This is a genomic window from Compostimonas suwonensis, from assembly GCF_002797855.1.
Classification (GTDB): domain Bacteria; phylum Actinomycetota; class Actinomycetes; order Actinomycetales; family Microbacteriaceae; genus Compostimonas; species Compostimonas suwonensis.
The window spans coordinates 388,138-414,978 of record NZ_PGFB01000002.1 but is presented as its reverse complement, the minus strand read 5'-3'; the positions used below and the strand labels follow the sequence as shown (position 1 = coordinate 414,978).

At 69.4% G+C, this 26,841-nt stretch carries 23 protein-coding genes and 2 tRNA genes; 17 read left to right on the top strand and 8 right to left on the bottom strand.

Annotated elements, in window-relative coordinates; genetic code table 11:
* The first annotated feature begins 67 nt into the window (after positions 1-67).
* Both CLV54_RS05740 and CLV54_RS05735 read left to right on the top strand, forming a co-directional pair.
* Positions 68-1,903, top strand: a complete 1,836-nt coding sequence (locus CLV54_RS05740) for a dynamin family protein (protein WP_100343981.1) — start codon at positions 68-70, stop codon at positions 1,901-1,903.
* The gene (locus tag CLV54_RS05735) at positions 1,900-3,486 is read left to right on the top strand and encodes a dynamin family protein (RefSeq protein ID WP_245861400.1); all 1,587 of its coding nucleotides are present in this window, start codon (positions 1,900-1,902) and stop codon (positions 3,484-3,486) included. The genes CLV54_RS05740 and CLV54_RS05735 overlap by 4 nt, the downstream gene beginning before the upstream one ends.
* On the opposite strand, the gene CLV54_RS05730 is transcribed toward CLV54_RS05735, so the two are convergent.
* On the bottom strand, positions 3,382-4,044 hold the full coding sequence (locus tag CLV54_RS05730) for a hypothetical protein (RefSeq protein ID WP_100343980.1): 663 nt from the start codon (positions 4,042-4,044) through the stop codon (positions 3,382-3,384). The two genes, CLV54_RS05735 and CLV54_RS05730, sit on opposite strands and share 105 nt — an antisense overlap.
* Before the next feature lie 88 nt (positions 4,045-4,132).
* Positions 4,133-4,621 (bottom strand): Dps family protein, encoded by a 489-nt coding sequence (locus CLV54_RS05725; RefSeq protein ID WP_100343979.1) that lies wholly within the window; start codon positions 4,619-4,621, stop codon positions 4,133-4,135.
* Between the two features lie 237 nt (positions 4,622-4,858).
* On the opposite strand from CLV54_RS05725, the gene CLV54_RS05720 reads away from it, so the two are divergent.
* Both CLV54_RS05720 and CLV54_RS05715 read left to right on the top strand, forming a co-directional pair.
* The gene (locus CLV54_RS05720) at positions 4,859-6,298 is read left to right on the top strand and encodes a sensor histidine kinase (RefSeq protein ID WP_245861396.1); all 1,440 of its coding nucleotides are present in this window, start codon (positions 4,859-4,861) and stop codon (positions 6,296-6,298) included.
* Positions 6,295-6,963, top strand: a complete 669-nt coding sequence (locus CLV54_RS05715) for a response regulator (RefSeq protein ID WP_100343977.1) — start codon at positions 6,295-6,297, stop codon at positions 6,961-6,963. Before CLV54_RS05720 ends, CLV54_RS05715 begins: the two co-directional genes overlap by 4 nt.
* Positions 6,964-6,981: 18 nt before the next feature.
* Here CLV54_RS05715 and CLV54_RS05710 read toward each other — a convergent pair whose 3' ends face one another.
* The gene (locus CLV54_RS05710; protein WP_100343976.1) at positions 6,982-11,028 is read right to left on the bottom strand and encodes a zinc ribbon domain-containing protein; all 4,047 of its coding nucleotides are present in this window, start codon (positions 11,026-11,028) and stop codon (positions 6,982-6,984) included.
* A 98-nt stretch (positions 11,029-11,126) separates the two neighbouring features.
* On the bottom strand, positions 11,127-11,645 hold the full coding sequence (locus tag CLV54_RS05705; RefSeq protein WP_100343975.1) for a MarR family winged helix-turn-helix transcriptional regulator: 519 nt from the start codon (positions 11,643-11,645) through the stop codon (positions 11,127-11,129).
* Between the two features lie 148 nt (positions 11,646-11,793).
* Between CLV54_RS05705 and CLV54_RS05700 the strand changes: the two genes are divergently transcribed.
* From CLV54_RS05700 to CLV54_RS05680, 6 genes are read left to right on the top strand one after another with little or no spacing between them, the layout of a single operon-like run.
* On the top strand, positions 11,794-12,837 hold the full coding sequence (locus CLV54_RS05700) for a polyprenyl synthetase family protein (protein WP_100343974.1): 1,044 nt from the start codon (positions 11,794-11,796) through the stop codon (positions 12,835-12,837).
* Complete coding sequence (locus CLV54_RS17410; protein ID WP_157802823.1) at positions 12,834-13,730, top strand: phytoene/squalene synthase family protein; 897 nt, start codon at positions 12,834-12,836, stop codon at positions 13,728-13,730. The genes CLV54_RS05700 and CLV54_RS17410 overlap by 4 nt, the downstream gene beginning before the upstream one ends.
* Complete coding sequence (gene crtI, locus CLV54_RS17405; RefSeq protein ID WP_157802822.1) at positions 13,727-15,319, top strand: phytoene desaturase family protein; 1,593 nt, start codon at positions 13,727-13,729, stop codon at positions 15,317-15,319. Before CLV54_RS17410 ends, crtI begins: the two co-directional genes overlap by 4 nt.
* A complete protein-coding gene (locus CLV54_RS05690; RefSeq protein WP_100343973.1) occupies positions 15,316-15,690 on the top strand; it encodes a lycopene cyclase domain-containing protein in 375 nt (124 codons plus the stop codon). Before crtI ends, CLV54_RS05690 begins: the two co-directional genes overlap by 4 nt.
* Entirely contained in the window at positions 15,687-16,016 is a 330-nt protein-coding gene (locus CLV54_RS05685; RefSeq protein ID WP_100343972.1) for a lycopene cyclase domain-containing protein, read from the top strand. Before CLV54_RS05690 ends, CLV54_RS05685 begins: the two co-directional genes overlap by 4 nt.
* Complete coding sequence (locus CLV54_RS05680; RefSeq protein ID WP_100343971.1) at positions 16,009-16,899, top strand: prenyltransferase; 891 nt, start codon at positions 16,009-16,011, stop codon at positions 16,897-16,899. The genes CLV54_RS05685 and CLV54_RS05680 overlap by 8 nt, the downstream gene beginning before the upstream one ends.
* Before the next feature lie 147 nt (positions 16,900-17,046).
* Here the strand turns inward: CLV54_RS05680 and CLV54_RS05675 are convergent.
* A tRNA-Gly gene (locus CLV54_RS05675) sits at positions 17,047-17,117 on the bottom strand.
* Positions 17,118-17,319: 202 nt separating this feature from the next.
* On the opposite strand from CLV54_RS05675, the gene CLV54_RS05670 reads away from it, so the two are divergent.
* The 6 genes from CLV54_RS05670 (at position 17,320) to CLV54_RS05645 (ending at position 23,020) form a co-directional block, all read left to right on the top strand.
* Positions 17,320-17,397, top strand: a tRNA-Pro gene (locus tag CLV54_RS05670).
* A 48-nt stretch (positions 17,398-17,445) separates the two neighbouring features.
* The gene (tig, locus tag CLV54_RS05665) at positions 17,446-18,861 is read left to right on the top strand and encodes a trigger factor (RefSeq protein ID WP_100343970.1); all 1,416 of its coding nucleotides are present in this window, start codon (positions 17,446-17,448) and stop codon (positions 18,859-18,861) included.
* 217 nt (positions 18,862-19,078) lie between these two features.
* Complete coding sequence (locus CLV54_RS05660) at positions 19,079-19,666, top strand: ATP-dependent Clp protease proteolytic subunit (protein WP_100343969.1); 588 nt, start codon at positions 19,079-19,081, stop codon at positions 19,664-19,666.
* A 31-nt stretch (positions 19,667-19,697) separates the two neighbouring features.
* Positions 19,698-20,366, top strand: a complete 669-nt coding sequence (locus CLV54_RS05655) for an ATP-dependent Clp protease proteolytic subunit (RefSeq protein ID WP_100343968.1) — start codon at positions 19,698-19,700, stop codon at positions 20,364-20,366.
* Between the two features lie 114 nt (positions 20,367-20,480).
* On the top strand, positions 20,481-21,758 hold the full coding sequence (gene clpX, locus CLV54_RS05650; protein ID WP_100343967.1) for an ATP-dependent Clp protease ATP-binding subunit ClpX: 1,278 nt from the start codon (positions 20,481-20,483) through the stop codon (positions 21,756-21,758).
* Positions 21,755-23,020 carry a benzoate/H(+) symporter BenE family transporter gene (locus tag CLV54_RS05645; protein WP_100343966.1) on the top strand — a complete coding sequence of 422 codons (1,266 nt, stop codon included), beginning with the start codon at positions 21,755-21,757 and terminating at the stop codon, positions 23,018-23,020. The genes clpX and CLV54_RS05645 overlap by 4 nt, the downstream gene beginning before the upstream one ends.
* On the opposite strand, the gene CLV54_RS05640 is transcribed toward CLV54_RS05645, so the two are convergent.
* A complete protein-coding gene (locus CLV54_RS05640) occupies positions 22,991-25,030 on the bottom strand; it encodes a M3 family metallopeptidase (protein WP_100343965.1) in 2,040 nt (679 codons plus the stop codon). The genes CLV54_RS05645 and CLV54_RS05640 overlap by 30 nt on opposite strands.
* 24 nt (positions 25,031-25,054) lie before the next feature.
* On the opposite strand from CLV54_RS05640, the gene CLV54_RS05635 reads away from it, so the two are divergent.
* Entirely contained in the window at positions 25,055-25,861 is an 807-nt protein-coding gene (locus CLV54_RS05635; RefSeq protein WP_100343964.1) for a methyltransferase domain-containing protein, read from the top strand.
* Between the two features lie 35 nt (positions 25,862-25,896).
* On the opposite strand, the gene CLV54_RS05630 is transcribed toward CLV54_RS05635, so the two are convergent.
* Both CLV54_RS05630 and CLV54_RS05625 read right to left on the bottom strand, forming a co-directional pair.
* Positions 25,897-26,169: a hypothetical protein gene (locus CLV54_RS05630; protein WP_100343963.1), complete on the bottom strand. Its 273-nt coding sequence runs from the start codon at positions 26,167-26,169 to the stop codon at positions 25,897-25,899.
* Positions 26,169-26,798 (bottom strand): GNAT family N-acetyltransferase, encoded by a 630-nt coding sequence (locus tag CLV54_RS05625; protein ID WP_100343962.1) that lies wholly within the window; start codon positions 26,796-26,798, stop codon positions 26,169-26,171. Before CLV54_RS05625 ends, CLV54_RS05630 begins: the two co-directional genes overlap by 1 nt.
* Positions 26,799-26,841 lie beyond the last annotated feature (43 nt).

Sequence of the window (26,841 nt, the reverse complement as noted above, 5' to 3'; positions counted from 1 at the left end):
CCACCGAGTCGATGTCTCCTGTTCCGCACCATGCGGAACGCACAGACTCGAATGATGAGAACAGGGGATGGAAGTGGCTGAACTCCTCAAACTGGTCGACCGCGCTTCAGCGCTCGCCCGAGCTGGCAATCGACCCGACCTCGAGCGGCGCCTCGCGCAGACGCGGCAACGCCTGCTCGATGCGAGCACTCGTGTGATCGTCGTCGGAGAGTTCAAACAGGGCAAGAGCCAGCTCATCAACGCTCTTGTCAATGCTCCTGTGTGTCCCGTCGATGACGACATCGCGACATCGGTCCCCACGGCCGTCCGGTTCGGCGAGGTTCCCTCCGCGGTTGTGATGCTGTCGAGGACCGGTTCGGAGCCGGGAGGCTCCGAGGCGAATGTCGAGTCACGCCCCGTCGATCTCGGGGAGCTCGCGGAGCTCGTCTCCGAGCGCGGCAATCCGGGCAACGAGAGACAGCTGTTGTCAGCTGAAGTGCGGCTGCCTCGCAAGATTCTCACGGGTGGCCTCTCCCTCGTCGATTCACCGGGTGTCGGCGGACTGGACTCGGCGCACTCGCTCACGACCCTCACCGCGCTTCCCACAGCCGACGCGATGCTCCTCGTGTCGGACGCCTCACAGGAGTACACCGAGCCGGAGATCCAGTTCCTGCGTCAGGCGATGAGAATCTGCCCCAACGTCGGCTGCGTGCTGTCGAAGACCGATCTATATCCCCACTGGCGTCAGGTCGCCGCACTCGATGAGGCGCACCTGCGCGACGCCGGACTCGACATCCCGTTGTTCTCGACGTCGTCCGAACTCCGCCTGAAGGCGGCGCGGACCGGGGACGGCGAGCTCAACGCCGAATCGGGATTCCCCGATCTCGTCAAGTACCTGCGCAGCGAGATTCTCGGCAAGGCGGAACGTCTGCAGCGACATTCCATCGCTCACGACCTGCGGTCGACAGCGGACCATCTTCGGCTCTCGTTGCAGTCCGAGCTGAGGGCGATCACAAACCCGGAGGACACGCCTCAGGTGGTCGCGGAACTCGAGGCGGCCAAGGAGCGAGCCGACGAGATGAGGCGTCGCTCGGCTCGCTGGCAGGTCACTCTCACGGACGGCATGAGCGACCTCATCTCCGATATGGAGCATGACCTTCGCGACCGGATGCGCAGCATCCTGCGAGACGCCGAGCAGGCGATCGACGCCGGCGATCCGAGCCCCGTGTGGGAGCAATTCGGCGACTGGCTCGAGCAACGGATCGCCGCCGCCGTCTCGGATACCTTCGTCTGGACGAATGAACGGGCGCAGTGGCTCTCCCGGCAGGTTGCCGAGCATTTCGCGCGCGACGAGGTGCCGCTGCCGGTCGTGCGCGTCGACAACACGGATGACGTGCTCGATCCCGTCGAGGTCGTCCCGATGCTCGACGCCGGGGAGCTGACGGTTGTGCAGAAGATGCTCATCGGCATGCGCGGATCGTACGGCGGTGTGCTCATGATCGGACTGCTCACGGGCATCGTCGGTATGTCGCTGATCAACCCGTTCTCGATCGCAGCAGGGGTGCTCATCGGTGGCAAGGCCTATCGGGAGGACAAGGAGACCCGCCTCAAACGGCGGCAGACAGAGGCGAAGACGCTTGTGCGGCACCAGATCGACGACGTCGTCTTCCAGGTGGGGAAGCAGCTCAAGGATCGTATGAGACTCGTTCAGCGCGCGACCCGCGACCATTTCACGACCATCGCCGACGAGCGCCATCGCTCATTGGGTGAATCGATGCTGGCTGCGCAGCGCGCCGCGAGCAGGTTCACCCTCGAGGGCGAACGACGCAGCGCAGAGATCAAGGCCGAGCTCGTGCGTGTGGATGCGCTGCGCAAGCAGGCCTCGGTGCTCGACAGCGAGCCGATGCAAGTTGCCACGGTGTGAGCGCCGTCGAGACCGAGAGCACTCCACTGTCCGTGCTCCTGAGAGACGCCATCGAGGTCTACGCCGACGACCCCAAGGCGCGGGACATCCTGAAGGGATACCAGGCCCGGTTGGGGCAACCGCTGCGAATCGCCATCGCAGGCATGGTTAAAGCGGGGAAGTCGACTCTGCTGAATGCGATGATCGGGGAGGAGGTCGCTCCGACGGATGCGGGCGAGTGCACGCGGATCGTCACCTGGTACCGCTACGGAGACACTCCGAAGGTCACGCTCGAACTCACGACCGGCGAACGCCGTGCGCTGGCGATCACGAGGGAACGCGGCCGGCTTGTGTTCGACATCGGGGCAGAGCCGCTGGAGGAGATCGCGCGCATCGTCGTCGACTGGCCGGCGCAGGGGCTTCGCAGGGTGACGCTCATCGACACTCCCGGCATCGCCTCGCTCTCCTCCGGGATATCCGAACGATCCAACGCCTTCCTCGTTCCCCGATCATCGGCATTCGAGGTGGATGCCGTCGTCTATCTGCTCCGGCACATGCATGCCGCCGACGTCAATTTTCTCGAGTCCTTCCGAGATCTCGCTCTCGGGCGGTCGCGAACCGTCAATGCCCTCGCCGTTCTCTCCCGTGCGGACGAGATCGGCGCGGGTCGCATCGATGCGCTCATCTCCGCTCGGGACATCGCGGACCGGTACAGGCACGACGACACTCTGCGCAGGCTCGTGCTCGGAGTGGTACCGGTTGCCGGGCTGCTTGCGCAGACGGCGCGCACGCTCCGTCAGTCCGAGTTCGCTGCACTCGTCGAGGTCGCCCACCTCGACAGGGAAGACCGAGAACGGCTGCTGATCTCGGCGGATCGTTTCGTACGGCCCACCGCGCTGCTGACGCTGAGCAGCGAGACCCGTTCTGCGCTTCTGGACCGTTTCGGAGTGTTCGGCATTCGGATGGCCGCGGTCCTGATCACCGCGGGCGCAGACGATGCGCCCTCGCTCGCTCGCGAACTCGCACGGCACAGCGGGCTCGACGAGCTGCAGCGTATGGTAACGGGACAGTTCAGCGCACGCGCGGCGCAGCTGCAGTCGCTCACCGTTCTGACCGGAGTCGACTCCCTCGTACACGATCGACCGCACGAGGGAGACGACCGGATCGCGACGGCCCTCGAACGCATCATCGCCGGCGCGCACGAGATCACTGAGCTTCAGACGCTCGCGACCCTGCGCCTGGGGGTGTACCCCCTGGATCGCCCCCTGGTGGAGGAGGCCGAGCGTCTCATCGGCGGCGTGGGCACGGCAGCCGTACAGCGACTCGCGCTCGACGAAGACGCCTCCCGCGAGGCCATCCATTTCGAGGCCCTCGCGAGCGCCCGACGGTGGAGGCAACGCGCGACGAGCCCCCTGAGCGACCACGAGACCACACAGCTGTGCGAGACCGTCGTTCGCAGTTGCGAGGCGATTCTCACCGGAGACGAATCGCGCCCTCCCTCACCCGGCGGTGGGTCCGGACCGGTTCTCGGTGATCTGACGGTCAGGACGGAACCAGTGGCGCGACCCGGGAAGGAAGCTCGTTATGAGCGCCGCGCAAGCTAATACGATCTGCAGGAGCAGGATCGCCGTGATGTAGATCCCCTCGTCTCCTGTCGCGATGAAGGAGTCGACGACAACCGTCGCGGCAATCTGTCCGACGAGCACAACGAGCATGGCCCAGCGCACCGAGCCGTGCCTGTGCGTGATGCCGTGGAGCAGAAGGGCCTGAATGATCAGAAACAGGCCGAGGGCCGCGATGCTCGCCCACATGATGACGGTCGCGACCGATTCGACGGTGCTCGCATTCTCATCCGGAGCCCTTTCGGAGACGAACTCCTCGAGCCGATCGATGCGGGTGTTCCGCGAGAGGAAGACGAAAGCGATCGCCGCCAGGCTCGCCACGAAGCTGCCGAGCCACAGTGTGCGCGAAACCCGAATCACTCCATCCGGGCTGGTCGGGAGCTGGACCGGAGCCGGGGTGAGATCGGACATCTCCGGCCGCGGGGGCTGTCCGGCCGGACGGTGGCGAAACTCCGAGGCCGTGAAGGGCGCAGGCGTCGTCCCCTCGTCGAGACCCGAGTTCTCGCGGTCGGGCTCGCCCGGATCCAGCTCCTTTGCCATAACTCTGTAATGTAGACCCCCATATGCACCGCGGTCGAGCCGTTGACAACTGTCACGGCCGGCCCGCGAAACAGGAAGTCCCGCCGGCTCAGCCCTCGCTGATGTGGGCGAAGAGGAACCAGCGGTCTTTGTCGAGGCCGCGGGCGATCTCGATCGCGACGTCCTGGCTCGTCTGGTCGAGGTCGTCGAGCTCGGCGACGGCGGCGTTGACGCTCACGAGGGCGGCGTCGATCTGCGCGATGACCTCGCGGATCGTCTCGTTCGACTGCTGGAAGCCGGCGGTGAGCTTCGCGGTCGTGGTCTTGGCGGCGACCGTCTGCACGCGGGCGTCGATCGGCAGGCCGAGTGCGACGACACGCTCGGCGGCCATGTCGGCCCACTCCATCGCGTGGGCGACCACCGTGTCGAGCAGCTCGTGCACGCCGATGAAGTTCGCGCCGCGCACGTGCCAGTGCGCCTGCTTGCCGTTGACGACGAGGGCCGTCAGGTCGATGACGACCGGGCTGAGGAACTGCGCGACACCAGCCGCGACATCCGGGTTCGACACACTCTGGGGAACAGTCGTGGTGTTTGTCATTGTGAGACCCTTTCGCTCTGTTGTCGGGTTAAACGCTACGCGTCTCAGAAGATTCCGCAAGCAAGCTGAGGCTAGGCTCAACGGCCGTTCCGAGATCGACGTCGCGAGCTCGATGGCAACGATCGTATGCGGAGGAGGAGGCGGGGGATAGCCCCCGCACCGATTGGGCTGCCGGCCGGCTGCCGGCGGAGGCGGCGCTTCGGAAGGCTGGGGCCAGGACAACGGACGGAACGAACCATGAGCACTGAGATCCTCTTCCCCGCCACGACTTCTGACACTCTGGAGGGCATGGACACCACGGCCGCACCGGCTCCCGCGAGACGACGCGGGCTGTACGGCCGGCTGTGGGCGCGGCTTCCCCAGGAGCTCCTCTTCCTGTTCCTGACCATGCCGATCGCGATCGCCGGCCTCGTTATCGTCGCCCCGCTCTTCTTCTCCGGGCTCGGCATGATCCCCATCGTCATCGGCATCTTCATCGCCGTGGGCAGCCTGTACGTGTCGCGTGCGTTCGGCAGCACCGAGATGGCGCGCCTCGAATGGGCCGGGCGACCGCGCATCCCGCGAGCGTCGTGGTCGCCGCGAGGGCGCCGGGGCGGGTTCTGGCGCTCGGTCTTCGCGCCCATCATCGACGGCCACTACTGGCTCAACCTCGTGCACACCCTCTTCGTCAACCCGATCGTCTCGGTCATCACCTGGTCGATCACGATCGCATGGTTCTCCACCGCGTTCGGCGGGCTGACGTACTGGATCTGGTCGCGGTACCTGACCGACGGCGACAAGAACGTGTGGCTCTCCGACGTCGTGCTCGAGTGGGCGTTCCCCGGCATCCCGCTCTCGGGTGACCACCTGACGCGCGAGAACATCTTCCTGTTCGTCGTGGGCGTCGTCTTCGCGCTCGTGCTGCCCTTCATCACGCGCGGCCTCGTGAGCCTGCACAACGTGATCGCCCGTGAGATGCTCGGCGCCTGGCGCTCCGAGGCGCTCCAGCGCGAGGTCGCGACCCTGAGCGCGTCACGCGGGGCGGCGGTGGCTGCGGAGGACGCGTCGTTGCGACGCCTCGAACGCGACATCCACGACGGCCCGCAGCAGCGGCTCGTGCGCCTGCAGATGGATCTCGCGAGCGCCGAGCGCCGGCTCGGAGACGACCCGGAGGCCGCCCGGAGGCTGCTGACCGAGGCCCGCGATCAGGCCCGCGACACTCTCGAGGAGCTCCGCGCCCTCTCCCGCGGCTTCGCACCGCCCATCCTGCACGACCGAGGGCTCGTTGCCGGGCTCGAGTCGCTCGTGGCCCGCAGTACCGTGCCCGTGATCGCCGAGATCGAGTTCGGCCCCGAGACACGGCTGCCCCCGGAGATCGAGCGGAGCGCCTACTTCATCGTCGCCGAGCTGCTCACGAACGCCTCGAAGCACTCCGGTGCCACGGCCTTGCGGCTGCGGGCATCGCTGCGGGACGACCCGACCGGCGGGCCGCGCTGGCTCGACCTCTGGGTGACCGACAACGGGCGGGGCGGGGCGGCGATGACCCCTTCGCACGGGCTGGCCGGCCTCGACGAACGACTCCGGGGTCTGCGCGGCATGCTCGTGATCGACAGCCCGGCCGGCGGCCCCACCTCGATCGGCGCCCACATCCCCGTCGAGAGCCCCGCCGGTGCCGTGCCCGTATCCTGGGAGGCGTGAGCGACGACACCCCAGGCGCGACCCCTCTTCGACTCGTGCTCGCGGAGGACTCCGTGCTGCTGCGCGAAGGGCTCGTGCGCCTCTTCGACGAGGCCGGCTTCGAGACGGTCGCGGCCTACGGCGACGCGATCGGCCTGCTCGCCGAGGTCGAGGGCCTCGCTCCCGACCTGGCCGTGCTCGACGTTCGGATGCCGCCGTCGTTCCGCGACGAGGGCGTGCAGGCCGCCATCGAGCTGCGCAAGCGGATGCCGGGCATCGCGATCCTGCTCCTGAGCCAGTACGTCGAAGGCACCTACGCCCACGAGCTGCTCTCCGCGGGCGACGGCGGCATGGGCTATCTGCTCAAAGACCGGGTCGCCTCGCTCGACGAGCTCAAGGATGCCGTGACCCGCGTGAGCGCCGGTGGCACCGTGCTCGACCCGCAGGTCGTGCGCGAGCTGCTCTCACGGCGCAACGACCCGCTCGCCCGGCTCACTCCGCGCGAACGCGAGGTGCTCGAGCTCATGGCGGAGGGCCGCACGAACACGGGGATCTCGGCCGAGCTCGTGATCGGTGTGGGCGCGGTCGAGAAGAACGTGACGGCGATCTTCCAGAAGCTCGGCCTCGAGGACTCCGGCTCCGACCATCGCCGGGTGCTCGCGGTTCTCGCCTGGCTGCAGCGCTGACCGGGCCGCACCGAGGACTCAGCGCAGGGAGCCCACGCTCCGCGCCACCGCCCTGAGGTCGCGGATGCGCTTCTCGTACGTCGCGGCGATGACGATGAGGAGCACGCCGCCGGCGCCGATCCACAGCCACCAGGTCGCGGAGTTGTAGAGGCTCGCGATCCACGGCCAGAGCTGCGCGAGCACGTGGAGCAGCAGGATGCCTCCTCCGAGCACGAGCGGCGCCTGCCACTTGAGCACGAGCGCGGCCACGACGAGCGCCACGCAGACGACGCCGAGCGCGACGACCCTCCAGAGCTCCGAGCCCAGGTAGTCGGGCACGAGCGAGGGCACGAGCAGCACGGCGAGCCCCGGGCCGAGCGCAGGCCAGGTGCGAGACCGGGCGTCGCGGTGCAGGCGCACGATCCCTGCGGCGAGGAGGGCGGCGGCGAACGGCACCGTCACGAGCTCGAACGGCGTCGCTCCGCCGGGCAGAAGCGCCACGAGGCCCACGAGGGCGGCGGCGCACAGAGCCGCGTAGCGGGTCGTGACGCCGAACGGCGGCCAGTCGTAGACGACCGCGGCGAGGTGGAGCAGCCCGAGCAGGCTCACCGTGATGACCGCCCGCAGCGACGGTTCCGGCAGCGTCACGAGCGAGACGCACGCGGTGAGGGCGACGATGCCGATCGGCAGGATCGTGCCGCGCACCCCGATCCACGAGGGCGCGAGACCCCGGCTCGCCCAGATCGCGACGACGATGCCGCTCACGAGCACTCCGCACGCCATCCAGAGGTCGCTCGAGAACACCGATCCGTCGGGCAGGATCGCGCTCTGCACCGAGCGCACGAGTGTTGTGAAGCTCACCGCGATCGTGCCCGTGAGCACGGCGATGAGCCGCAGCCGGATGCCGCCCACGACGGCCGGCAGCGCGAGGGCGGCGAGAGCCGCGACGGCGCCGGCCATCGTGACGCCGATCGCGCGGGTGTCGGTCACCGCGGCCGGGTCGAGCGTGCTCTGCGAGAGGGATGTCGCGGCGAACGCGCTCGACGCGAAGGTGCTCGGCGCGAAGCCCACGACGAACCCCGCGGTCGCGAGCAGGTTGCGGCCGACGACGGGCCGCTCGCCGGTGGCCTGGGCGTCGCCGGCCCGTCGTTGCCAGGCGACGAGGGCGCTGAGCGCGAGGAGCGAGCCCGCGACCGGCAGCGAGTAGTACTCGAGCTGCTCGACGCCGTGCACGAGGAGCACCTGCCAGAGCGTGAGCACGGCGATCCCGTAGGCCGCCCATACGAGGTGCCGTCGCGGCGAGCCGCTCGTGAACGGGTTGCCGGTGCGGAGCGCGATGAGCAGAGGCACGAGCGCGCTCAGCAGGAGGGGGATCCAGCTGAGCTCGTCGTCGTCGAGCAGAGCGCCGCCGACGGCGACGGCCGCGACGACGGCTGTCGCGAGATCCCCGGCGATGAGGCGGGCTCGCGGCGCCGCACGGACGAGGTGGCTGCCGCCGGCCGCGAGCACCGCGGCGAGGGCGATCCAGCCCGGCATCGACAGGCCGACGTCAGGGGTGAGCAGCTCGTGCAGCTGGGCGAGGGCCGTGGCCAGGTAGAGCGGCGCGGCGGCCGCGAGCACGGCGGTCTGCACGTGCAGGGCTCCCGTGCCGGGCGGAGGAGCGGCGGGTAGGGCGTCGCCCGTCGACGCGCTCGCCCGGGTGCCGCGGAGCGGGTCGGTCTTCGGCAGGAACTGCCACAGCACCGCCGCGGCCGTGATCGAGGCGAAGACGATCAGGCGGGCGAGATCAGTGTCGAGCGGCGTGGAGGGGGCGGCGAGGAGGGCGACGGTGGCGGCGAGAGCGGTGATCATCGCCACGACGCCGATGCTCGCGGCATCCGCGCGGAGCATGTGACGGGCGAGCGCGGCCGTGACGACGAGCGCGGCGGCAGCGGCGAGCCCGGGCCAGAACGCCGAGTCGGCGAGGGTCGCCGGGCCGGGGGTGAGACCGGTCTCGACCGCCCAGGACGCGATCCACGCGGAGGCGAAGGCCGCCATCGCGGCGACGGCCCCCACGAGGAGCGCGGATGCCGCTGCGCCGCACCAGTCGCGGAGCACCCGTCGTGCGGCGACCGCGAGGGCGAGCGCTGCGAGCACGGACCACGGCCACAGCGGCGCGCTCGACCATGCGAGCACGTAGACGGCGAGGATGGCGAGCCCCGCGGTGCACGTGCCCACGATCGACACGGCGCCCGATCCGTCGCCCGACGGGGTTCGTGCCGCGCGGCGTGCGTACGCGGTCGCGACGAGCGCCGCGATCGCGAGGAGGGCGAAGGAGAGGGCGGACCACATGGGCCGTGCGAGGTGGGCGCTGCCCGCGAGCAGGGCGAGGGCCAGCAGCGACGACGGCCCGGCCCAGAGCGCGCCGCCTCGGCCGGACAGCCGCAGTGCCGCCGCGCCGAGGAGGGCGCAGCCCACGAGGGCGACCACAACGCCGAGCGCGAGACCCGGGGCGAGAAGCGAGGCCTCGTCTGCGAGACCGAGCGACCAGAGCTCGCGCGACCGGGCGAGTGAGCCGCCGTAGTGCAGGATCCCCACGATCGCGGCCGGCACGAGGGCGATGCCGGCGATGATGCCCACCGGCGCGAGGGCCAGGCGGGTCGCCGAGCGCACGGCGTTCTCTCGGATACGCCGTTCGACGAGAACGGCGGCGAGGCTCAGCGCCGCGACCGCGACGGGGGCGAGCCAGATGCCGAGGCCCTCGTCGTGCGTCGCGAGCACGGCGAACACGAGTGCGAGCGCCGTCGTGGCGCCCAGCGCGACCGCGGCGTAGCGCGCCCATCCCGAGCGCAGCCCCGTCTTCGCGGGGTCGGTCGTCCGAGCATCTGTCGTCGAAGCGCCTGTCGGCGGAGGGCTCGTCTCCGTGCTCGCCCTCGCCGTGCCTGTCTTCGGGCCGGCGAGCACGAGCAGGTAGGCCGCCCACACGACCGCGATCGCGAGACCGGTGACGAGCCTCGTCCAGGCGTGGTCGGGCAGCGCGAACGCCGCGGGCAGCACGGCCGCCGTCGTGGCCGCGTACCCCGCCGAGCGCACGACGACCCGCTCGAGGCCGAGGGCGGCGATGCGGCCGGAGAGCAGGCCCACGGCGCCCATCGCGAGCAGCGACGCCCACCATGTCGTCGCGGTGTCGAGGGATCCGGTCAGCCCGAAGATGAGCGCGACGACGCCGACAGGGGCGATGAAGGATGCCGCGATGCTCGTCGCCCGCACCTTCGCGACCACGTGCACGCCCACGAGCACCGTGGCGATGACGAGCAGGGCGACCCCGCTGTAGAGCGCGGGGTCGATCGCCGTCGAGCCGAACACGCCGAGCGCGCGCACGAGCCAGGCGTCGAGCAGCAGGAGCACGATGCCGACGACCGACACGCCCTCGGCGGTGCCGCCCAGTCGTCGTGCCATGAGCAGCCAGGAGATGCCGAAGACCACGAGGCTCGCGACGGCGATCAGCACCGCGCGCACCTCGAGGCTGGCGATGAGGTAGGCGACGAAGACGAAGAAGATCGCCGTCACCGAGACGAGGATGACGCCGAGGCTCAGCAGCACGATCTGCACGCCCGACCGACTCGGGCCGATCGGCGGGGGCGCCGGCGCCGGCGGATTCGGGGCCGGAGGGAGGAGTCCTGGCGGAGGCGCGGCCGCCGCGGGCACGGGAACCGCGGCGGGCACAGGAACCACCGCAGCAGGGGCAGGCAGGTGGGCTTGCGGGGTGTGCACGTTCTGCGGGCTCCGCCCTGCGCCCGCCGCTCCTGCGACGCCCGCAGCCGCGCCATCGGGCGCCGGGGCCGGAGCGGACGCCCGCGCCTGCTCGGCGCGCATCCGCTCGATGATCCTCTGACGCTCCTCCTCGCCGCGCACGATTCCCTGCGAGACCTCGAAGAGCTCGGTGGCGAGCGGCACCGCGAGGTCCAGTCCGCAGCTGCTGCAGCGGGTTCCGCGGAGCCGGGTGAAACAGGCCGGGCAGTGCTCGGCGCTCGCGAACAGGCTCGGGTTCGCGGGCCAGAATCGCCCCGTAAGCGGCCGGTTGCCGTCGGCCGAGTCATTGCTCATGAGGCAACACTGGCAGAGATGCACGTCCGTGACCCCTCCGGGTGACAGAAACCGTGCATTCGTGTCGCAGCGGCCGGGGTGTGCAGGGGGTCGCGTGCTCAGCTCGGGGAGGGCTCCCGCTCGATGCTCACGGCCTCGCTCAGATCGTCGAGGAATGCGATGACGGACGCCTGCTCATGGGCGTCGAGGCGAGCGGCGGCGGCGAGCATACGCGTGTGCATGGCGCTGAGCGTCGTGCGCACCTCCTGGTGCGCGGCCGGTGTCGCGAAGAGCAGCTGCGCCCGGCGGTCGCGAGGACTGGGCTCGCGCCGGATGTGCCCGGAGCCGACGAGTCGTGCGAGCAGCTTCGCCGTGGCCGCCGAGCTGATGCCGATCGCGCGGGTGAGGTCTTTCGGGCTCACCGAACGACCCACGGCCTCCGCGGCGATGAGCTCGCGCAGGGCGCGCAGGTCGGTCTCGTTCATGTCCATGTCGGTCGAGAGCTGTTGGCGCATGGTCGTATCGGCCTGGTGGAAGCGCCGCAAGGCCTGCAAGACCTCGACGGCGCGACCCGTGGCCGTGTCGTCGTCGTACCAGTACCTGCCTTCCGGGCCCGCGCTGTTGTCGACATCCGCCATGTGCTGATGCTAGCGTGATAATAGCTAACCAAGTTAGCTATATTCCACGAGAGGAATCGCATATGCCGGAGCTCGGCGAACCACGAACCGTCGGCACCGTGTTCTCCGCGGCCCTCCCGTCGTGCGCACTCCGGGAAGCGGGCATTCGATGATCGACACCGCCGTGCTCTCTGTCGAGATCGAGCTGCAGCGCTATTTCGCCGCCGCCCGCTTGCGAGCCACCGACTACGGCCCGCACTACGTGGCGCTGTGGGACGCCCTCGAGCACATGAGCTCGGGTGGCAAGCGCGTGCGGCCGGCCCTCGTGCTTGCGAGCCATGAGGGCTTCGGAGGTCTGCAGCAGGATGCCGCGACCTCCGTCGCCGTGAGCTTCGAGCTCCTGCACACGGCCTTCCTCATCCACGACGATCTCATCGACTCCGATCTCACGAGGCGCGGCGGCCCGAACGTCGCGGGCGTCTTCCGGGACCGCGCCGAGCGCTCCGGCGGAAGCGAGCGCCAGGCCGAATCATGGGCGACGACCGCCGCCGTGCTCGCGGGCGATCTCGCGCTGAGCGAGGCGCACCAGCTGATCGCGAGGCTTCCGGTGGAGGCCGGAGTGAGGGGCGCTCTGCTCGATCTCCTCGGCCGCTCGGTGTTCGTCTCGGCAGCGGGTGAGCTCGACGACGTCACCAACACGGTCGGAGGGGAGCCGATGGGGCTGCCCGGGGTGCTCTCGACTCTCGAGCGCAAGACGGCCGTCTACTCCTTCGAGGCGCCGCTGCAGGCGGGCGCGCTCCTCGCGGGTGCCGGAGCCGACGCGATCGACGCGCTCGGCCGGTATGCGCGGCGCGTCGGCGTGGCCTTCCAGCTCGTCGACGACCTGCTCGGCGTCTTCGGAGATCCTCGTGTGACCGGCAAAGACGTGCTCTCCGACCTGCGAGAGGGCAAGCGCACGACTCTCCTGGCCTACGCACAGGACACGGGCGTGTGGCCGCAGCTGGCACCGCTCGTCGGCACGGGCGAGCTCGACGAGCACGACGTGCACCGGGCGCGGGTGCTGCTGCTCTCCTGCGGTGCGGCCGCAGCGACGGAGGATCTCGCCCGTGACTACGCGGAGCAGGCGATGCGCGAGCTCACCCCGGCGGTTCCCGAGCAACTGCGCGGGCATCTCTGCGACCTCGCCGAGTCGGCGGTCAGGCGGGTCCGATGAGCGCCCGCGCCGCCGGCCCGCTCGCCGACATCGGACTGTACAACAGGGCTGCGCAGGCGAGCTCGTCGATGATCATCGGCCAGTACTCGACCTCGTTCGGGCTCGCGGCTCGGCTTCTCGACTCGCGCACGCGCGGGCGGGTGCGTACGATCTACGCCCTCGTGCGCATCGCCGACGAGATCGTCGACGGCGCCGCGGAGGGCGCCGGCGTCGACGCGGCGACGCAGCGACGGCTGCTCGACACGCTCGAGGAGGAGACCCTGCACGCCATGAGCTGCGGCTACAGCACCAATCTCGTTGTACACGCCTTCGCCGTGACCGCACGGGAGACGGGCATCGGCGCATCTCTCACAGCGCCGTTCTTCGCGGCGATGCGCAGGGATCTCGACCACGCGCCGTTCACTCCGGCGAGCATCGCCGAGTACATCCACGGCTCGGCCGAGGTCGTGGGCCTCATGTGCCTGCGAGCGTTTCTGTGCGACTCCTCGACGCGCTCGGCTCACGACGCGGCTGTTCTCGAGGAGGGCGCCGAACGGCTCGGCGCCGCCTTCCAGAAGGTCAACTTCCTGCGCGATCTGGCCGCCGACACCCTCGATCTCGGCCGCAACTACTTCCCCGGCCTCGACCCGGCGCACCTGAGCGAGGCCGACAAGCGCGGCATCCTCGACGACATCGACGCCGACCTGGATGCCGCCGCCCGCGCCCTTCCGCTCCTGCCCCGTGGGTGCCGTGCCGCCGTCACGGCCGCTTACGCCCTCTTCGCCCGGCTCTCCTCCCGGTTGCGCACGACTCCCGCGCAGGAGCTGCTCGCCCAGCGTGTGCGGGTGCCGGCCGTGCAGAAGCTGGGGCTCGTGGTGGGGGCCGCGCTCGGCGGGGGAGTGCGCGCCCGATGAGCGCGCCGGCATCCGCGGAACCGTCGTTCACAGGGTCTCGCCCCGGTCGCACGATCGTGATCGGAGGCGGCATAGCGGGCCTCGCGAGCGCGGCGCTCCTCGCGCGCGACGGGCACGAGGTGGTCCTCCTGGAGGCGCGAGACGAGCTCGGAGGGCGGGCGGGCCGATGGGAGGCGCAGGGCTTCCGTTTCGACACGGGGCCCTCGTGGTACCTCATGCCCGAGGTCTTCGAGCACTTCTTCCGGCTGCTGGGCACGAGCGCGGCGCAGCAGCTCGAGCTCGTGCGCCTCGACCCCGGCTACCGGGTCTACTTCGAGGGGCACGAGGAGCCGGTCGACATCGCGGGGGAGCGGGAGGCAAACATCCGCGTCTTCGAGGGGATCGAACCGGGCGCGGGCGATGCCCTGCGCCGCTATCTCTCCTCAGCCGACGAGACGTACCGGATGGCCCTGAGCCGCTTCCTCTACACGAGCTTCGAGTCCCTGCGCCCGCTCGCCGGACGCGACACCGTGACCAGGCTCGCGCGTCTCCTCCGGCTGCTGGTACAGCCGCTCGGCAGCTTCGCGGCGGGCTTCGTGCGCGACCCGCGCCTGCGGCAGATCCTCGGCTACCCGGCCGTGTTCCTCGGATCATCGCCGGATCGCGCACCCTCGATGTATCACCTCATGAGCCATCTCGATCTCGCCGACGGCGTGCTCTACCCGATGGGCGGCTTCGGCGCGGTCATCGAGAGCATCGAGGCGCTGGCGAGGCGCGAAGGCGTGAAGATCGTGACCGCCGCTCGCGTCACGGCGATCCGCGGGGGACCGGACGCCGTGACGGGTGTGGCCTATCGCGGGCCCTGCGGCGAGCTCACCGAGCTCGCCGCTGCGAGGGTCGTCTCCGCAGCCGACCTGCACCACACCGAGACGCAGCTCGTGCCCGAGGGGCTGCGCAGCTACCCCGAGTCGTGGTGGCGACGGCGCACGGCAGGCCCCGGGGCCGTGCTCGTGATGCTCGGAGTCCGTGGCGAGCTGCCTGCCCTGCTGCACCACAGCCTCTTCTTCACACGCGATTGGAAGGGCAACTTCGACCTCATCTTCGGCCGGCATCCCTCGGTTCCCTCGCCGGCCTCGTTCTACGTGTGCATGCCGAGCGCCTCGGATCCCGCGGTCGCGCCCGAGGGCTTCTCGAACCTCTTCCTGCTCGTGCCGGTGCCCGCAGACACCTCCATCGGCTCCGGAGGCGTCGGCGGCACGGGTTCGCCGCAGGTGGAGGCCGCCGCGGACTCGGCGATCGCCCTGCTCGCCGAGTGGGCGGGCATCCCCGGGCTGGCGGAGCGCATCGTGCTGCGCCGCACCGTGGGGCCGCGCGACTTCGCCGAGGAGTTCGGCTCCTGGAAGGGGAGCGCCCTGGGCCCTGCGCACACCCTCCGGCAGAGCGCCTTCCTGCGCGGCTCGAACGCCTCCGCACGGATGCCGGGGCTCTACTACGCGGGCGGCACCACCATCCCGGGAATCGGACTGCCCATGTGCCTCATCAGCGCCGAGATCCTCGTCAAGCGCCTACGCGGGGACACGAGCACCGGCCCCCTCGCGGAGCCGTTGTGAGCGTGCTCTACCTCGCGGCGCTCGCGCTCGGCCTGGGCGCGATGGCGGTTCTCGACCGGCGGTTCCGGCTGTTCTTCTGGCGGCATCCTCGTCGGGCGGGCATCGTGCTCGGGGCGGGTACGGCCTTCTTCCTCGTCTGGGACCTGTTCGGCATCGGTCTGGGGATCTTCCGCCGGGGCGAGACGGCCTTTATGACGGGCATCCAGCTCGCACCCGAGCTGCCTCTCGAAGAGCTCTTCTTCCTCGCCTTCCTCTGCTACCTGACCATGAACCTCGTGCAGGGCGCCGGCCTGGTGCTCGAGCGGCGGGCGAGGGGGAGGGCGCGGAGGGCGCGAGCCGACCGCGAGGGCGCACGAGGGCCGAGCGTATGAGCTATCTCCTGCTCGATGTCGCCTTCCTCGCCGTGACGGTCGTCGTGGGCGCGTTCGCCTGGCGTCGTCGTGCGACTCGACGGATGCTGCCCGCCGCCGGGATCGCGCTCGCCATCCTGCTCGTGCTCACGGCGGGCTTCGACACCGTCATGATCGCGGTCGGTCTCGTGGACTACGCCCCCGAGCACATCCTCGGCACTCTGATCGGCCTGGCCCCGATCGAGGACTTCGCCTACCCGGTCGCGGCTGTCGTGCTGCTTCCCTCGTTGTGGGTGCTGCTCGGGCGGCGGCCGCACGACTCCGGGGTGACGGCGCACGATGACTGAGACCTCGCTCGCGCGTGACGTGGGGCAGGTGGTGCTCTCCTCGCGACCGCTCAGCTGGATCAACACGGCCTTCCCCTTCGCCGCCGCCTACCTCGCGTCGACGGGGCGTGTCGACGCGGTGCTCGTCGTGGGCACGATCTTCTTCCTCGTGCCCTACAACCTGCTCATGTACGGCATCAACGACGTGTTCGACTACGAGTCCGATCTGCGCAATCCGCGCAAGGGCGGTGCCGAGGGGGCCCTGCTCGACCCCCGCCTGCATCGGGCGACGGCAGCGGCCGGCATCCTGACCGCCGTGCCGTTCGTCGTGGCCCTCGCACTGCTCGCGGGGCCGGGGCATCCGTGGTCGCTGCCGGTGCTCGCGGTGAGCCTCTTCGCGGTCGTCGCCTACTCGGTTCCCCGGCTGCGCTTCAAGGAGCGGCCGTTGCTCGACTCCGCGACCTCCAGCACCCACTTCGTGAGCCCGGCCGTGTTCGGGCTCGTGTGCGCCGGGGCCGCGTTCACGCCGGCCCTCGTCGCCTTGCTCGCGGCCTTCTTCCTGTGGGGCATGGCGAGCCATGCCTTCGGCGCCGTGCAGGATGTCGTGCCGGACCGCGAGGCGGGGATCGCCTCGATCGCCACGGCCCTCGGCGCCGCGGCGACCGTGCGCCTCGCGATCGGATTGTGGGCCGCCGCCGGGCTGTTCATGCTCCTGACCGCCTGGCCGGGGCCGCTGGCCGCCGTGCTCGCCCTGCCCTACATCGGAGCGGCCTGGCCGTGGCGCGCGGTGTCCGACGAGCGCGCGCACATGGCGAACGCCGGCTGGCGCGGTTTCCTGTGGCTCAACTACCTGTGCGGTTTCGTCGTGACCATGCTCCTCATCCTGTGGGTGACGATCCGCTGAGCAGCGCGCTGTCGCCCGCAGGGCTAGCGAGTCGCGCCAGACCGTCGCTGAGAGGGCCTTGTGGAACGATGTGGCGCGACTCGCGTGAGGCGTCGGGCACGCCGCACACAGCTGTCGAGCAGGCCCGGGATTCCGGGGCGAAACCGGAGGGGATGACGGGAATCGAACCCGCGTGATCAGTTTGGAAGACTGAGGCTCTACCATTGAGCTACATCCCCGGAGCCTGGTCGCCCAGGCACTCGAACATCGTAGTACAGGTTCGATGGGCTCTCGAACGTGCGGGCAGGCCGTGTCGGAGAGGGCGGCGGGATCGCGGCATCCGCCTCGGAGCTGTGTGCAGTAGACTTGCGGAGGCCATTTTCCTGCCGAGCACTAGCGTGCACCGGTCGGGCGATCCGGCCGTGAGTTGAGGTTATGACTCGGGGCGTAGCTCAGCTTGGCTAGAGCGCCCGCTTTGGGAGCGGGAGGTCGCAGGTTCGAATCCTGTCGCCCCGACCATGCCAGTCCCAACTCCCAGCAATCTTTCGAAAACAGGAGAGTTCCCACGTGAAGACCACGGTCGAAAAGCTGAGCCCCACTCGCGCAAAGCTCACCATCTCGGTGACGCCTGAGGAGCTCCGCCCCAGCATTGACCACGCCTACGGACACATCGCCGAACAGGTCAACATCCCCGGCTTCCGTAAAGGCAAGGTGCCGCCCGCGATCATCGACCAGAGGGTCGGGCGCGCAGGCGTGCTCGAGCACGCTGTCAACGAGGGTCTCGACCGCTTCTACCGCCTCGCCGTCGACGAGAACGAGGTGCGACCGCTCGGCCGCCCCGACGCCGACATCACCGAGTGGCCGTCGGAGAAGGACTTCTCGGGCGATCTGCTGCTCACCATCGAGGTCGACGTGCGACCCGATGTGACCCTGCCCGACTTCGACAGCATCGAGCTCACGGTCGACTCGGTCGAGATCACCGATGCCGAGGTCGAGAGCGAGCTCGAGACCCTCCGCAGCCGTTTCGGCACGCTCGTGACCGTCGACCGCCCGGCGGCGAAGGGCGACTTCGTGCAGATCGACCTCACGGCCACGATCGACGGCGTCGAGGTCGACACGGCCAACAACATCTCCTACGAGCTCGGCTCCGGCGACCTCATCGAGGGCATCGACGAGGCGCTCGACTCGCTCACCGCCGGCGAGACTACGACCTTCGCGTCGAACCTCGTCGGTGGCGACAACGCGGGCGAGAGCGCCGAGATCACCGTGACGGTCACGGCCGTCAAGGAGCGCGAGCTTCCCGAGGCCGACGACGACTTCGCGCAGATCTCCAGCGAGTTCGACACCATCGACGAGCTGAAGGAGAGCCTCAAGGAGCAGGTCTCCCGCTCGAAGACCTTCGGTCAGGGGGCGCAGGCGCGCGACCTGCTCGTCGAGAAGCTCACCGAGCTCGTCGAGATCCCGGTTCCGCCGAAGCTCGTCGAAGACGAGGTGCACCGTCACCTCGAGCAGGAGAACCGCCTCGAAGACGACGTGCACCGCGCCGAGGTCGCCGAGTCGAGCGAGAAGACCTTCCGCACGCAGATCCTGCTGGATGCCGCTGCCGAGGCCCAGGGCGTCAAGGTCAGCCAGGACGAGCTGACCCAGTACCTCATCCAGGGCGCCGCGCAGTACGGCATGGAGCCCAACGAGTTCGTCAAGATCATCAGCGAGAACGGCCAGATCCCGTCGATGGTCGGAGAGGTCGCCCGCAACAAGGTGCTCGCGATCATCCTCGGCAAGGTGAAGGTCGTCGACTCCGACGGCAAGCCCGTCGACCTCGGCGAGTTCACGGCGGTGCCCGAAGACGACAGCGACGATGTCACGGTCTCCGCGGCGTCCGACGACCATGCCGATCACGACCACAGCCACGACGGACACGACCACGCCGGTCACGACCACGAGGCCGAGGCGAAGCCGAAGAAGGCGTCCAAGAAGAAGTAGCACGTGCGCACGACGAGGCCGGTGGTTCACGAACCCCGGCCTCGTCGGCGTTTAACCACAGCACGGGCGTCAACGACGACACCGAGAATCACGGGGCGGACGGAGGCCTCGGGAGCCCGCGCGACCTGCGCGGCTCTGCCCACGGCGAACATGGCCGACGGGCTGCGTTACCTCCTATAGATTCTTTCTCGAAGCGACAACTGAAACGGAGCGCAACATGGCCGAACAGGCATTCGTCCCCGGTGTCTTTGACCGACTGCTCAAAGACCGCATCATCTGGCTCGGGTCGGAGGTGCGCGACGACAACGCCAACGAGATCGCCGCGAAGATCCTCCTCCTCGCGGCCGAGGACTCGAAGCGCGACATCTTCCTCTACATCAACTCTCCCGGCGGCTCGATCACCGCGGGCATGGCCATCTACGACACGATGCAGTTCGTGCCCAACGACATCGTGACCGTCGGCATCGGCATGGCGGCCTCGATGGGCCAGCTGCTGCTCACCGCTGGCACCAAGGGCAAGCGCTACATCACGCCGAACGCGCGGGTGCTGCTGCACCAGCCGCACGGCGGCTTCGGCGGCACGGCCTCCGACATCCAGACCCAGGCGGCGCTCATCCTCGACATGAAGAAGCGCCTCGCCGAGATCACCGCGGAGCAGACCGGCAAGAGCGTCGAGCAGATCAACCTCGACGGCGACCGCGACCGCTGGTTCAACGCCGAAGAGGCGCTGGAGTACGGCTTCGTCGACCACATCCGCGAGTCGGCGAGCGACGTCACCGGCGGCGGCGGAACCGCTGTCGAATAAGGCCACCGAGACGAATAGGAACAGAACGAACATGGAACTCCCCACCTTCGGTGGCACGGCCTTCACCGGCCAGGCGGCCCCCTCATCCCGTTACATCCTGCCCAGCTTCGAAGAGCGCACGGCCTACGGCTTCAAACGCCAGGACCCGTACGCGAAGCTCTTCGAAGACCGCATCATCTTCCTGGGCGTGCAGGTGGATGACGCGTCCGCCGACGACGTCATGGCCCAGCTGCTCGTGCTCGAGAGCCAGGACCCCGATCGCGACATCGTGATGTACATCAACTCGCCCGGCGGCTCGTTCACGGCCATGACGGCGATCTACGACACGATGCAGTACATCCGCCCGGAGATCCAGACGGTCGTGCTCGGCCAGGCCGCCTCGGCCGCCGCCGTGCTGCTCGCCGCCGGAACCCCCGGCAAGCGCCTCGCACTGCCGAACGCCCGGGTGCTCATCCACCAGCCCGCCGTCGGCGAGGCCGGCCGTGGCCAGGCGTCCGACATCGAGATCCAGGCGAACGAGATCAACCGTCTGCGCCTGTGGCTCGAGGAGACCCTCTCGAAGCACTCCAACCGGAGCGTCGAGCAGGTCAACCGCGACATCGACCGCGATAAGATCCTGAGCGCCGACGAGGCGCTCGAGTACGGTCTCATCGACCAGGTGCTCACCTCGCGCAAGAACCTCCCGGCGCTCGTCAAGTAACGGCATCGACGCTCTATGGTGACGCGCCGTATCGCAGTGTGACTGCGGTGCGGCGCGTTGTCGTTTGTTCAGGCTAGGCTCGAAGAACACAGCATCGACGGAGGATGGTGACGCATGGCACGTATTGGTGAAAGCGCCGATCTACTCAAATGTTCCTTCTGCGGCAAGAGCCAGAAGCAGGTTCAGCAGCTGATCGCCGGTCCCGGCGTGTACATCTGCGACGAATGCGTCGAGTTGTGCAACGAGATCATCGAGGAGCGTCTCGCCGAGGCCGGTGAGGAGACGAGCTCGGAGTTCGAGCTCCCGAAGCCGAAAGAGATCTTCAACTTCCTCGAGGAGTACGTGATCGGTCAGGATGCCGCAAAGCGCGCCCTGGCCGTCGCCGTCTACAACCACTACAAGCGTGTCCGCGCCCGTGCGACGATCACCTCGGCCGATGCGCTGATGGACGACGTCGAGATCGCCAAGAGCAACATCCTGCTCATCGGCCCGACCGGCTGCGGCAAGACCTATCTCGCCCAGACGCTCGCCAAGCGCCTCAACGTGCCCTTCGCGGTGGCGGACGCCACGGCCCTCACCGAGGCGGGCTACGTCGGCGAAGACGTCGAGAACATCCTGCTCAAGCTCATCCAGGCCGCAGACTACGACGTCAAGCGCGCCGAGACGGGCATCATCTACATCGACGAGGTCGACAAGATCGCCCGCAAGGCCGAGAACCCGTCGATCACGCGCGACGTCTCGGGCGAGGGCGTGCAGCAGGCGCTCCTGAAGATCCTCGAGGGCACCGTCGCCTCCGTGCCGCCGCAGGGCGGCCGCAAGCACCCGCATCAGGAGTTCATCCAGATCGACACGACGAACGTGCTGTTCATCGTGGCCGGTGCGTTCGCCGGTCTCGAAGACATCATCTCCTCGCGCGCGGGCAAGAAGGGCATCGGCTTCGGCGCCCCGCTGCACAGCAAGGGCGACGACGTGAACCTCTTCAGCGAGGTGCTGCCCGAAGACCTGCACAAGTTCGGGCTCATCCCCGAGTTCATCGGCCGCCTGCCGGTCGTGACCACGGTGACGCCCCTCGACCAGTCGGCGCTCATGCAGATCCTGACGGTGCCGAAGAACGCGCTCGTGCGCCAGTATCAGCGTATGTTCGAGATCGACGGCGTCGAGCTCGACTTCGAGCCGAGCGCCCTCGAGGCGATCGCCGATCTCGCCGTGCTGCGAAAAACGGGTGCCCGTGGTCTGCGCGCGATCATGGAAGAGGTTCTCGGCCCGATCATGTTCGAGGTGCCGTCGAGCGAGGAGGTGGCCCGTGTCGTCGTGACCCGTGCCTCCGTGCTCGAGAACGCGGCCCCGACGATCGTCGAGCACAAGCCCCGCCGCCAAGAGAAGTCCGCCTGAGCGAGGCCAGGCCGCCCGGAGTCGCCCAGCCGGTCTTCGCCGGCATCATCGCGGCCATCACCGGTTTCGCGAGCTCGTTCGCGCTCGTCATAGCGGGGCTGCACGCCGTCGGAGCGGATGACGCGCAGGCGTCCTCGGGACTTCTCGCCCTGTGCCTGGCGGTCGGTCTCAGCTCGATCGTGCTCGCCTGGATCCTGCGGGTTCCGATCTCCTTCGCCTGGTCGACGCCGGGTGCCGCCCTGCTCATCGCCGCCGGCGGGGCGGGGATGCCGTTCTCCACGGCTGTGGGCGCGTTCCTGGTCTCGGGCGCGCTCGTTGTGCTCTGCGGCTTCTGGCCGGCCCTCGGCCGGGCGATCACCCGCATCCCGCGCCCCATCGCGAGCGCGATGCTCGCCGGGATCCTGTTCCCCATCTGCATCGCGCCCGTGACGGCCTCCGTCGAGCAGCCGCTGCTGGCCATACCGGTCGTGCTCACCTGGCTCGTCCTGTTCCGGCTCGCTCCGCGCTGGGCGGTGCCGGCGGCGATGCTCGTCGCGGCGGTCGGCATCGCGTTGTCAGCAGGCACCGAGTGGCTGCAGACGGCGCAGATCGCACCGCAGCTCGTGGCGACCGCGCCCGTCTTCGACCCGCTCGCGATCGTGAGCCTCGGGCTGCCGTTGTTCATCGTGACGATGGCCGGGCAGAACGTTCCCGGCTTCGCCGTCATGTCGACCTTCGGCTATCGTCTGGCGCCGCGACCGGCCCTGGTCGGCTCGGGCATCGCCTCCGTCGGCGCGGCGTTCTTCGGCGGGCACTCCGTGAACCTGGCCGCGATCACCGCGGCGATCATGGCGGGGCCCGACTCGCATCCGCTGCGCGAGAAGCGCTGGGTGGCCTCGTTCACCGCAGGCTTCCTCTACATCCTGCTCGGGCTGGGCGCCGGTGTCGCTACCGCTCTCGTGGCCGCGTCGCCGCCCATCCTCATCACGGCCGTCGCCGGCCTCGCCCTGCTCGGAGCCCTCGTGACGGCGGTCACCTCCGCGCTCGAGGAGCCCAGCCACCGCATCACCGCGATCGTGACCTTCCTGGTCACGGCATCGGGTGTCACGATCGTGGGCATCGGCTCGGCGTTCTGGGGCCTGCTCGTCGGCGGGATCGTCATGGCCTGGCTCGGCTGGCGCCGAGGCGCGTCGCAGAAGCCGGAGACCCCGGGCTCGCCTCCGCGCGGCTCGGGCGCCCCGGGCTCGCCGGGCTCAGACGTCGAGGCCGCGCCGGACGAGTAGGGGCTCGATCGCGGCATCCCGCCCGCGGAAGCGCCGATAGGCCTCGAGCGGATCCGTGCTGCCGCCGACGCCCAGCACGATCTCGCGGAAGCGATCTCCGTTCGCTCGGGTGAGCCCGCCGTTCTCGCGGAACCATTCGACCGTGTCGGCGTCGAGCACCTCGCTCCAGATGTAGGAGTAGTAGCCCGCGTCGTAGCCGCCCGAGAAGGTGTGCGCGAAGTAGCTGCTCGAATAGCGTGGGGGAACGGCGGGGAGGTCGAGGCCGACCCGGGCGAGCGCCTGGGCTTCGAAGGCCGCGACATCCGTCACCGCGTCGGCCGCCTCGACGTCGAGGCGGTGCCAGGCCTGGTCGAGCAGTGCGGCCGCGAGGTACTCGCTCGTCGCGAAACCCTGGTTGAAGGTCGCCGATGCGGTGACCCGCTCGACGAGCTCGCGCGGCATCCGCTCGCCCGTCTCGTGGTGCACGGCGTAGTTCTCGAGCACCTCGGGCCAGAGCATCCACATCTCGTTGACCTGGCTCGGGAACTCGACGAAGTCGCGGAACACGTTCGTGCCCGAGAACCTCGGGTACACCGTCTGACCGAAGAGGCCGTGCAGGGCGTGTCCGAACTCGTGGAAGAGCGTCGTCACCTCGTCGAAGGTGAGCAGCGCGGGCTCGCCCGCGGCGGGTTTCGGCACGTTGAGGTTGTTGACGACGACCGTCGGGGTGCCGAGCAGGCTCGAGCCGGAGACGAGTGCGTTCATCCAGGCGCCGCCGCGCTTCGAGTCGCGCGTGAAGTAGTCGCCGAGATAGAGGCCGAGCGGCGAGTCGTCGTCGTCGAAGACCTCGAAGACGCGTGCGTCGGGGTGATAGGCGGTGAGGTCGTGCCGCTCCTCGAAGCGCAGTCCGTAGAGGCGGCTCGCAGCGAAGAACACCCCGTCGTGCAGCACCCGCTCGAGCTCGAAGTAGGGTCGCATCTCGGCGGTGTCGACGTCGTAGCGCTCGCGCCGCACCCGTTCGCCGTAGAAGGCCCAGTCCCAGCTCTCGACGGATGCCCCGGCCGCGGCCTCGAGCTGCGCCAGCTCGGCACGCGCGTTGCCTGCCGCCGCCGGGGCCAGCCCCTCGAGCATCGCCGCGACCGCCTCCGGTGTGCGGGCCGTCTGACCGGCGGTGACCGTCGAGGCGTGGTCGGGGAAGCCGAGCAGGCGGGCCCGTCGCGCCCGCAGGCGCACGATCTCGAGCACGAGCGCCGTCGTGTCGAACTCGTTGCCCCGGATGCCGCGCGACCTCGAGGCGCGCATCAGGCGCTCGCGCAGGGCGCGGTCGGTGAGGGCGGCGAGAGCGGGGTGTCCGGTCGGCAGCACGAGGGTGAGCAGATAGCCGGCGTCGAGGCCGCGCTCGGCTGCGGCGGCCTCGGCCGCCGCGATCTCGCCCGCGTCGAGGCCGTCGAGCTCCGCGGCATCCGTCACGACGACCGCGAGCTCGTTCGTGTCGGCGAGCAGGTTCTTCTCGAAACGCGTCGTGAGGGCGGAGAGCTGTTGGTTGAGGCTGCCGAGGGCGGCCTTGTCGGCGTCGCCGAGCTGGGCTCCTGCGAGCGTGAACTCGATGTAGTACCGCTCGATGAGGTACACGCTCTGCGGGTCGAGTCCCAGATCGTGACGGCGCTCGTGCAGTGCGGAGATACGCGCGTACAGCGCGGGGTCGAGACGGATGGCGTCGTCGTGCGCGGAGAGGATCGGCGCGAGCCTCTCCTCCAGATCGGTGACGAACTCCGAGCTATCGGATGAACTTCTGTTGAAGAAGACCGCGGCGACCCTCCGGAGGGCCTGACCGCTGCTCTCGAGGGCGATCATCGTGTTCGCGAAACTCGGCTCGTCGTCGCTCGCGAGGATGTCCGCGATCTGCGCACGCTGCTCGGCGAGGCCCGCTTCGAAGGCCGGAAGATAGTGCTCGTCGTCGATGAGAGCGAACGGCGGCAGCTGGTAGGGGAGCGTGCTGGGTTCGAGCAAAGGGTTGGTCTCGGAGGGCATAAAGACCACCTTATTGTTGAGAGTATGGCAATTCAGGAACGTTACACGCACGGTCACCACGAGAGCGTCCTGCGCTCTCACAGCTGGCGCACCGTCGAGAATTCGGCGGCGTATCTCGCCCCCCGCCTGCGATCGGGGCAGGACGTGCTCGACGTGGGAAGCGGACCGGGAACCCTCTCGGTCTCACTCGCCTCGTACGTCTCGCCCGGCAGGGTCGTCGGCGTCGACTCCTCCGACGACATCGTCGAACAGGCCCGGGCCTTCGCCGAGTCGGCCGGCGTCGACAACGTCACGTTCCAGACGGGCAACGCCTACGCCCTCGACATCGAAGACGACACCTTCGACGTCGTGCACGCCCACCAGGTGCTGCAGCACGTCGCCGACCCGGTCGCCGTTCTGAAGGAGATGCGACGCGTCGTCAAGCCGGGCGGCATCGTCGCCGCCCGCGACGTCGACTACGCCGGAACCATCTGGTATCCGCAGATCGACGCGCTCGACCGCTGGCAGGACACCCTGTTGGAGGTGCACCGCGCGAACGGCGGCGACCCGCGCGCGGGTCGCATGATCAAGTCGTGGGCGCTCGACGCCGGCTTCTCGAGCGTGGAGAGCAGCGCGTCGATCTGGTCCTTCGCCTCCGACGCCGAGCGCGAGTGGTGGGGCGGCTCCTGGGCCGAGCGCGTGCTCGAATCCGATTTCGCGCCGCGCTCGATCGAGCTGGGGCTCGCGACCCTCGACGACCTGAGGACTATGTCGGCGGGATGGCTCGAATGGGTCGCCGCCGCGAACGGCACCTTCCTCATGCCCCACGGCGAGATCATCGCCGTCAAGTAACACGCACGGCACGCCTGATGGCGTGCTGATGGGCCTCAGTCGTCGGCCGGCTCCTCGGAGTCGGCTGACGACGTCTCCGCCTGCCGAACCGTCGCCGTGTCGTCGTGCGCGTCGTAGGTGATGCGGGTGCCGTCGTCGAGCTCGACGATCGGGCGGCCCTCGAGCCAGGTGAGCGTCCAGCGCCAGGAGCCGGTGGACACGCCGAGCGCGGTGAGCTCGCTCTCGACCGCGACGACGGCGCCCGAGACGGCGGCGGGCAGCCGCGGAGGCCGCTCGCCGCCGACGGGCCATCGTGTGCCGAGCTGCATCAGCCCTCGGACCGGGTGTCGGAGCCGGGGCTCGGCGGCGTGGTCACGGCGAACGGGTCGGAGCCTTCGGGCTCGGTGCCCGCATGCGGCGGCTCGGCGTCGGCCGGCTGCGCGGCGTCGGCCTGCGCGTCGGGCTGTGCCGCGGCATCCGCCTGCGCCGTGCTCTCGGCCGCTGCGGCCGGCGCGACGTCGAAGTCGTAGGTGACCCACTTGGTCTTCTCTGCGACGTCGTCGTAGAGCCTGCGGGCGGTCTCGTTGTCTTTGGCCGTGATCCAACGCACGACGGAGGCGCCGCGCTGGGCCGCGATGGCCGTGACGGAGTCGATGAGCGAGCGCCCGATGCCCGCCTCGCGGGATCCCTCCGCCACGTAGAGGTCGTCGAGGAAGATGCCCGTGCTCGCCGCGAGCGGCCGCGCGAAGGTGCGGAAGTGGGCGAGCCCGACGAGGTTGCCCTCGTCGTCGACGGCGACGATGCCTTCGAGCTCGTGAGCGCCGTCGCTCAGCCAGCTCCAGACCCGCAGAGCCTTCTCATCCGTGAGGGTCTCCTCGTAGAAGCTCGCGTAGCCCTCGTACAGGCCGAGCCACGAGAAGAAGTCCCCGTCGGTCAGTGGTCGAATTTGTGAAGACATTTCTGCCCCTCCTTGTGGTTCCTGTGCGCTGCGTGCCCCGTGC